At 68.7% G+C, this 380-nt stretch carries 1 pseudogene; it reads right to left on the reverse strand.

Features of this window, described 5'->3' with window-relative positions:
- A pseudogene (locus PUR56_RS00165) lies at positions 1-380 on the reverse strand (hypothetical protein); the annotation flags it as partial.

Genomic DNA, 380 nt, shown 5'->3' on the forward strand with positions numbered 1-380 from the left:
CCCCACCTCGGCCACCCCCACCCGGCGGCCCCGGCCGGGTAGCGCGGCGCCGCCGGTGGGTGCCCCCCGGGGGCCGGGGGGGGCCCCCCCCGGGCATCCTGGGGGGTGTTTTGGGTGTTGTTGGGGGTGTTGGTGTTGTTGTGGGTGGTTTGTTGTTGTAGCGGGTTCTTGGGTTGGGGGTTGTTGGTCCTTTCTTGGGGGGGTTGGCCGGGTTTGTTGGGTTCTTTAACGTGGTGGTGGTTCTGGGTGTGGGTGGCGGAGTCGGTGGTGTAGTCGCCGGTGTGCTGGAGGTCCGCCGTCCAGGCCTCGGGGTTGTTGGTCCAGTCGTCGGCCGGGTCGCCCGCGTTGTAGGCGTCCTTCAGCTCCTCGGCGTTGAAGTA

This window comes from Streptomyces sp. BE303 (genome assembly GCF_036290945.1).
In the GTDB taxonomy this organism is placed as follows: domain Bacteria; phylum Actinomycetota; class Actinomycetes; order Streptomycetales; family Streptomycetaceae; genus Kitasatospora.